This is a genomic window from Amycolatopsis sp. NPDC004169 (assembly GCF_040610315.1).
Lineage (GTDB): Bacteria > Actinomycetota > Actinomycetes > Mycobacteriales > Pseudonocardiaceae > Amycolatopsis.
Genome location: NZ_JBEXMD010000096.1, coordinates 1 through 6,219 on the forward strand (window position 1 = coordinate 1; position 6,219 = coordinate 6,219).

Annotated in this window: 6 protein-coding genes; 2 read left to right on the forward strand and 4 right to left on the reverse strand. The window is 72.2% G+C overall.

Going from position 1 to position 6,219, the window contains the following annotated elements; translation table 11 throughout:
* Positions 1–19 precede the first annotated feature (19 nt).
* From ABZX11_RS48020 to ABZX11_RS48035, 4 genes are all read right to left on the reverse strand, one after another.
* Positions 20–490: a hypothetical protein gene (locus ABZX11_RS48020; RefSeq protein WP_254896668.1), complete on the reverse strand. Its 471-nt coding sequence runs from the start codon at positions 488–490 to the stop codon at positions 20–22.
* A gap of 89 nt (positions 491–579) precedes the next feature.
* Positions 580–1,239, reverse strand: a complete 660-nt coding sequence (locus tag ABZX11_RS48025) for a response regulator transcription factor (RefSeq protein WP_176169887.1) — start codon at positions 1,237–1,239, stop codon at positions 580–582.
* Complete coding sequence (locus tag ABZX11_RS48030; RefSeq protein WP_354925875.1) at positions 1,236–2,744, reverse strand: GAF domain-containing protein; 1,509 nt, start codon at positions 2,742–2,744, stop codon at positions 1,236–1,238. The genes ABZX11_RS48025 and ABZX11_RS48030 overlap by 4 nt, the downstream gene beginning before the upstream one ends.
* Before the next feature lie 167 nt (positions 2,745–2,911).
* Positions 2,912–3,319 carry a pyridoxamine 5'-phosphate oxidase family protein gene (locus ABZX11_RS48035; RefSeq protein ID WP_176169888.1) on the reverse strand — a complete coding sequence of 136 codons (408 nt, stop codon included), beginning with the start codon at positions 3,317–3,319 and terminating at the stop codon, positions 2,912–2,914.
* 241 nt (positions 3,320–3,560) lie between these two features.
* Between ABZX11_RS48035 and ABZX11_RS48040 the strand changes: the two genes are divergently transcribed.
* Positions 3,561–4,175 (forward strand): sigma-70 family RNA polymerase sigma factor, encoded by a 615-nt coding sequence (locus tag ABZX11_RS48040; RefSeq protein ID WP_176169889.1) that lies wholly within the window; start codon positions 3,561–3,563, stop codon positions 4,173–4,175.
* Positions 4,176–4,653: 478 nt separating this feature from the next.
* Positions 4,654–6,084 (forward strand): DUF1996 domain-containing protein, encoded by a 1,431-nt coding sequence (locus ABZX11_RS48045; RefSeq protein WP_354925872.1) that lies wholly within the window; start codon positions 4,654–4,656, stop codon positions 6,082–6,084.
* Positions 6,085–6,219 lie beyond the last annotated feature (135 nt).

Genomic DNA, 6,219 nt, shown 5'->3' on the forward strand with positions numbered 1-6,219 from the left:
TCCGTCCACCGAGGACGCCTCAGTCCTCCCGGCGGTGCCGGCCGCGCCGGACACCCGCCAGCGCGCGGACCCGGGTCGCCAGGTCGCCGCGGCGTTCGCGGCGGGCGTACTCCAGCAAGGCCTCCGCCTGGTCCCGCGGCAGCCAGCCGCGGTCCGCGCCCACCTCCAGGCGCAGCAGGTGCGTCACCAGCTCGCGCGAATCCTCGTCGTGCTCGCCCGCGAGCTCGGCGAACCGGCGGGCCGCCTCCACCTCGCCGTCGCACCACGCCGTCATCGCCAGCAGCGTCGCCGTGGCGGTCATGATGTCGCCGCGGTGGACGCCTCCCTCCGCCGCCAGGTGCTCCGCCAGCTGGAAGCTGCGCGTGCCGACGCCGCCGGCCCCTTCCCGGCGCACCGCGTCCGCGAGTGCCCGGATCTGCCCCGTGACGTAGTCCTGCGTGATGCAGTCCCCGCCCGACAACCCCGCCATGTCGTCCCCTCTGCCGCGCACGCGAACTCGTGCGTCACCCGACAGGTGTACTCCATCCGGGACTGGATACGTCGGACGCCCCACCGGTTTCGGCCGAACAGGCGGAAAAGTCAGCTCGATCGTCCGGGCTCGGCCCGCCGCTGGGACATGTACACCGCCGCCGACGTGCGCCGTTCGACGCCGAGCTTGTGCAGCACCGACGAAACGTAATTCTTCACCGTCTTCTCGGCCAGGAACAGCCGCTCGGCGATCTGCCGGTTGGTCAGGCCCTCCGCCACCAGGTCCAGCACCCGCCGTTCCTGCGGGCTCAGCTGCTCGTAGCGCGGGTCGGGGGCCGCGACGTTCTCGCCGCGCAGCTTGTTCATCACCGACGCGGTGAGCGTGGCGTCCAGCAGCGAGCCGCCGGCGGCGACCGTGCGGACCGCCTCGATCAGCGACCGCCCGGACACCTGCTTCAGCATGTACCCGGCCGCACCGGCCATGATCGCGCCGAACAGCGCCTCGTCGTCCGAATAGGACGTCAGCATCAGGCAGGCGGGCGGCGGGTCCACGGTGGACCGGATCTCCCGGCACACCCCCACCCCCTCGCCGTCGGGCAGCCGCACGTCGAGGACGGCCACGTCCGGGCGCGCCTGCGGGATCCGCACCAGCGCCTCGGCCGCCGTCCCGGCCTCCCCGACCACCTCGATGTCGGGCTCGGGCTCGAAGACGGTCTTCAGCCCGGTCCGGACCAGCTCGTGGTCGTCCAGCAGGAACACCGCGATCGTCATCGTCTGCTCTCCTCACCGGTCATCGCCGGCAGTTCCGCCGTCCATTCCAGCCGCGACCCGCCCTCTTCGCCCGCCGCCAGCATGCAGTGGCCGCTCCAGCGGGCCGCGCGCGAAGCGAGGTTGGCCAGGCCGCTGATCCGGCCCGCCTCCGCCGGCGGGCCGGTCCCGTCGTCGCGCACCACCAGCGTCAGCCGGCGGCTCAGCCCGCCGTGCTGGGTGACGGTGACCTCGACCGACGACGACCTCGCCGCCGCGTGCCGGGCCACGTTCGTCAGCGCTTCCCGCAGCGTCGCGATCAGGTCGGAGCGGACCGCGTCCGGCACCGCGGCGTCGAGCGGCCCGTCGAAGCCGACGCGGGGCTCGAAGCCGAGCGCGTCCCGGGCGTCCACGGCCACCCGCAGCAGCTCGGCGCGGAGGCTGCCCTGGGCCTGCGCGGGCGCCTGCAGCGAGAAGATGCTGTTGCGGATCTCGCGGATCGTGCCGTCGAGGTCCTGGGCGAACCCGGCCACGCGCGCGGCGACCCCGGCGTCGGCGATCAGCCTGCTCACCCCCTCCAGGCCGAGCCCGGTCGCGAACAGCCGCTGGATGACCAGGTCGTGCAGGTCGCGGGCGATCCGGTCGCGGTCGGAGAACACCGCGAGCTGCTGGCGCGCCTCCTGTGCCCGGGAGAACTCGACGGCCAGTGCGGCGTGCCCGGCGAAGGTCTCGGCCAGCTGGACGTCGGAGTCGGTGAACGGCGAGCGGTCGCGGAACTTGGCCACCACCAGCACCCCGAGCGTCTCCTCGCCGACGATCAGCGGCACCGAGATCGCCGAGTCCAGGTCCTTGACCATCGCCGGGATCGGCCCGGGGTGGTTGCGCTGCTGCTCCTGCACGCGCTCGCCGTAGTCGCGCACCACCACCGGGTGCCGGGTGGCGAAGGCCATGCCGGTGGCGGTGCCCTCGATCGGCACGGTCATCCCGGTGAGCCGGTCGGCGTCCTCGCCCGGCGGTTCGACGACGTCGAACACGAGCCGGCCGGGGCCGTCGGGGCGGGCGATCGCGCCGGCCGTGCCACCGGCGACGACCCGGGCGCGTTCGGCGACCAGCCGCAGCGTGGCCCGCAGGTCCTGGGCCGAGAGCAGGGCGCGGGTGACGTCGTAGGAGGCCTCGAGCCAGCGTTCGCGGCGGCGCATCTGGTCGACGAGCAGGGCCTTCTCGACGGCCATGCCGGTGGCCGCGGTGAGCGCGCCGAGCACCTCGCGTTCGCGACGGCCGAACTCCGCGCCGTCGGCGGGCTCCACGGCCAGTGTCCCGAACGTCGCCGAGCCCGCGCGGACCGGCAGCTCGACCACACCGGGCCCGAACGCGCCACGGCCGTAGTCGGCGGTGCCGGTCTCGGCCAGGTCCAGCCGGCCGCGCCGGGCGCCGAGCAGCTCGCACGTCGCCGTCACCGCGCGGTGCAGCAGCGGCGGCAGCTCCAGCTCGCGGGCGATCCCGCCCACCGCGGCGAGGATCGCCGGCATGCTGATTTCGTCCGCCACTTCCCGTCGACCCCGCTGGCTTCCGACCGAATCCCGGGACTGCCCCGGGCCGTCAAGGGTGCCACAGGTCACTGCCCGTGTCGGCCCAATCCGGTTCCTCCATCCGGTGGGTCGATGGCGGGCGGCCCACCGTTACGGCAATCGGGTCATCACTCCGCGTGGCACGCGATCCGGTGACCGCTGATGGTCTCCGCCGGGACGCGCAGGAACCGGTGGCCGGTCCGGACCGGCTCCCGGCACGGGCAGGGCACCTCGCCGAGCTCCGGTGCCGGGGCCTCGATGGCGCGGCCCAGCAGGCTGACGTACCAGCCGGCGCCGGTGTCGGCGGCGAACTCGTCGGCTTCGAAGGCCACGACGGCGTCGCGCGCGCCCGCGTAGAGGGGGCTGCCGGGCGGGACGGCGAACACCACGGCGTCGTCGACGACCGCGAAACGCACCGGACGCACCGCCGGCATCGCCCGGTGGGTGTAGATCACCCGGCCGAGGCTCGCCGTCCGCAGCAAGGCCAGGCACTGCTGCCGGTCCAGCAGCAGCCCGAAGCCCACGTCGTCCACCATCACGTCCCTGTGTTTCTCCCGTGAAATCCCCGGCCACCAGGGTGATCGGTGCCCGCGGGGCGCCGATAGGGCCGTTCGGCCCGGCCGCGGCGCCGCCGGCGGCACCGCACATCGGGACCGTGCTGTCCAGGGCCGGAAGACCCGGCTCGGGACGGTCCCCCGGCCGGTGTGGTGGCCACGCGGAGTGACCTAGCGTCGTGACCGTCCGTTGCCGAGTCGCGAGAAAAGGGGGTGCGGACCGATGCCGCCGCAGTCCGCCAAGGGTGGTGCCACGCCCACGGCGACGTTCTCGCTCGACCCGGCGCTCGTCGTCGCGGCGGTGCAGGGCAACCGCACCGCGGTGGCCGGGCTGCTGCGCGCGCTGCGGCCGGTGGTGTTCCGCTACTGCCTCGGCCGGCTGCGCACGTGGCAGGACGGTTCCTCCGACGCCGAGGACTGCGCCCAGGACGTGCTGCTGGCGATCGTCCGCGCACTGCCGGGCTACCGCCACGGCCCCGACGGCTTCGTGCCGTTCGTGTTCGGCATCGCCGCGCACAAGGTGTCCGACTTCCACCGCCGCCGCGCCCGCGACCGCACCAGCCCGGTCGCCGAGCTCCCGCCCGGCGCCTCGGGCGGCCCGGATCCGACGGGCGACGAGGTCGAGCGCTCCGCGGCACTGGACTGGTCGTCCGGGCTGCTCGACACGCTTCCCGCGCGCCAGCGCGAAATCCTGGTGCTCCGGATCATCCTCGGCATGACGGCGGAGGAGACCGCGGCCGCGGTCGGCCTGGGGAGCGCGGGTGCGGTCCGGGTCGCCCAGCACCGCGCGCTCGCGACCCTGCGGCGCAGCCTGCTCGCGCACAAAGAGGCGTCCTGACGCGCACCGTTGCCGGAAAACCGGCGGCCGCCATTCCCGCATTTCACGGCAATTCACGACACACCCGCGCTGCGGGCATTCGACCGGTCTCACCCGGGGATACGGATGCCGGTTCACTTCGGTTCAAAGTTTTTTCCACGAGCCGGTCGAGCAGGGAAAATCCCCAGGTCACGGCCGACTTCCGCTACGGAGAAGCGAACCCGGCCTGACGGTTCGTAATCGTCGAAAAGAACTTCTTGCCCGGTGTCAAACGCCCGTGTAGGTTCCATAACGGAACGATAACCAGCCGGTTGACGGCGCGGCCACGGGCAGGTGGGCGCGCGGCCACTGATGTCGGGTCAGTGGACCAGCCGGATTTCGTTCCTGCCGACACATCCCGCACGCACCTGCTAGAACCCCGCCTGTCCGGGACGAGCCTGGGCTCGTACCCGTGCAGTGTCGCGCGTTCCCGCCAGCCCGGCACCCGGAGGATTCACCCATGTCCCGCACCCAAGGACGGCATCGCCTTTCCCGCCGGACGAAGATCGCGACCGGCGGTCTCGCCCTCGCCATCGCCGTCGGCGGCATCGTCGTCGCGACGACCACCGGCAACACCGGTGAGGCCAGCGCCGACGAAGCGAACCCCGCGTTCTTCGTCGACATCCTGAAGGTCCAGCCGAACCAGTTCGACCCGCGCCCGGTCTACGGCGCGTCGACCGGCACGTTCACCGTCGACTGCGGCCGCAACGAAAACCAGCACTTCAACCCGGACAACTTCATCGCCCAGCCCGGCGTCCGCAACGGCGCCCAGCACCTGCACGACTACGTCGGCAACCTCTCCACCAACGCCGACTCGAACAACAAGAGCCTCCTCAAGGCCGGCACCACCTGCCGCAACGGCGACAAGTCCGCCTACTTCTGGCCCGTGGTCCGCATCGACACCGGCGAAGAGGAGAAGAACGAACCCGCCAAGAAGCCCGACGGCGACCGCGCGCAGTCCGACCGCGAGGCCAAGACCGTCCAGGTGGCGTGCCCGGACGTCGCCAGCAAGCTGCCGGACATCCCGGACCAGGCGATGTCCGAAGTGGACAGCAACCTGGACCAGCTCGACGGCCAGGCCGACGAGGCCAACCAGCGCATCGCCGCGACGCAGGGCCAGGGCGGCCAGGACTTCGTGCGCAACGCGATCCTCAACCCGCTCAAGGACCGGCGTGCGGCGATCATCGACCGGATCGCCATCGCGATCGGCCGGTTCGCGCCGAAGCCGGGCGACCTCGGCGGGCTCGCGCCATGCTCGACGAAGCCGGGCAAGGACACCGGCTCGCCGACGCCCCCGCCGAGCACCACGGCCGGCGGCGCGCTGCCCGGCCAGGACGAGAACAACGAGCTGCCCGGCAACGACGGCAAGATCCTGCGCCCGCAGCGGGTGCAGATCACCTTCCGCGGCAGCCCGGTCGGGAAGGTCGTGGCGATGCCGCGCTTCCTGCGCGTGCTCTACGGCGACGCCAAGCAGAGCACCAACGGCCCGGCCAACGCCAAGGCGAGCTGGACCTGCACCGGCTTCGAAAACCGCGTCACCGACAAGTACCCGATCTGCCCGCCGAACAGCAAGGTCAAGCGCGTCCACACGTTCCCGAGCTGCTGGGACGGCAAGAACACCGACAGCGCCAACCACCGCACGCACATCGTGTTCCCGGACCAGTTCGGCCGGTGCGCCAAGGGGTTCAAGGCGGTGCCGCAGCTGCAGATCTCGCTGACCTACGACATCCCGCGGGACATCCAGCTCAAGAAGCAGTACAAAGTGGACGCTTTCCCGCAGGAGAAGCACAACCCGCTGTCCGACCACGACGACTTCGCCAACGTGATGTCGCAGCGGATCATGAACGGACTGGTGAACTGCGTGAACCGCGGCCGGACCTGCCGGGCGTGACCTGAACACCGGCGGCGCACCCGGGGAAGGTGCGCCGCCGCAGCCGGTCAAGAGCTCCATCAAGCGAGCTCGGGCCGCCGGCGGGTTGTCGAACGGGATTCCGGTGGCCTCGAACCAATCCTCTCCGGTGTTGTA

Excerpts from the sequence above, each read along its gene's own strand:
- ABZX11_RS48025 (WP_176169887.1), bottom strand. The coding sequence starts at position 1,239 with ATGACGATCGCGGTGTTCCTGCTGGACGACCACGAGCTGGTCCGGACC.
- ABZX11_RS48030 (WP_354925875.1), bottom strand. The coding sequence starts at position 2,744 with ATGCCGGCGATCCTCGCCGCGGTGGGCGGGATCGCCCGCGAGCTGGAG.
- ABZX11_RS48035 (WP_176169888.1), bottom strand. The coding sequence starts at position 3,319 with ATGGTGGACGACGTGGGCTTCGGGCTGCTGCTGGACCGGCAGCAGTGC.
- ABZX11_RS48040 (WP_176169889.1), top strand. The coding sequence starts at position 3,561 with ATGCCGCCGCAGTCCGCCAAGGGTGGTGCCACGCCCACGGCGACGTTC.
- ABZX11_RS48045 (WP_354925872.1), top strand. The coding sequence starts at position 4,654 with ATGTCCCGCACCCAAGGACGGCATCGCCTTTCCCGCCGGACGAAGATC.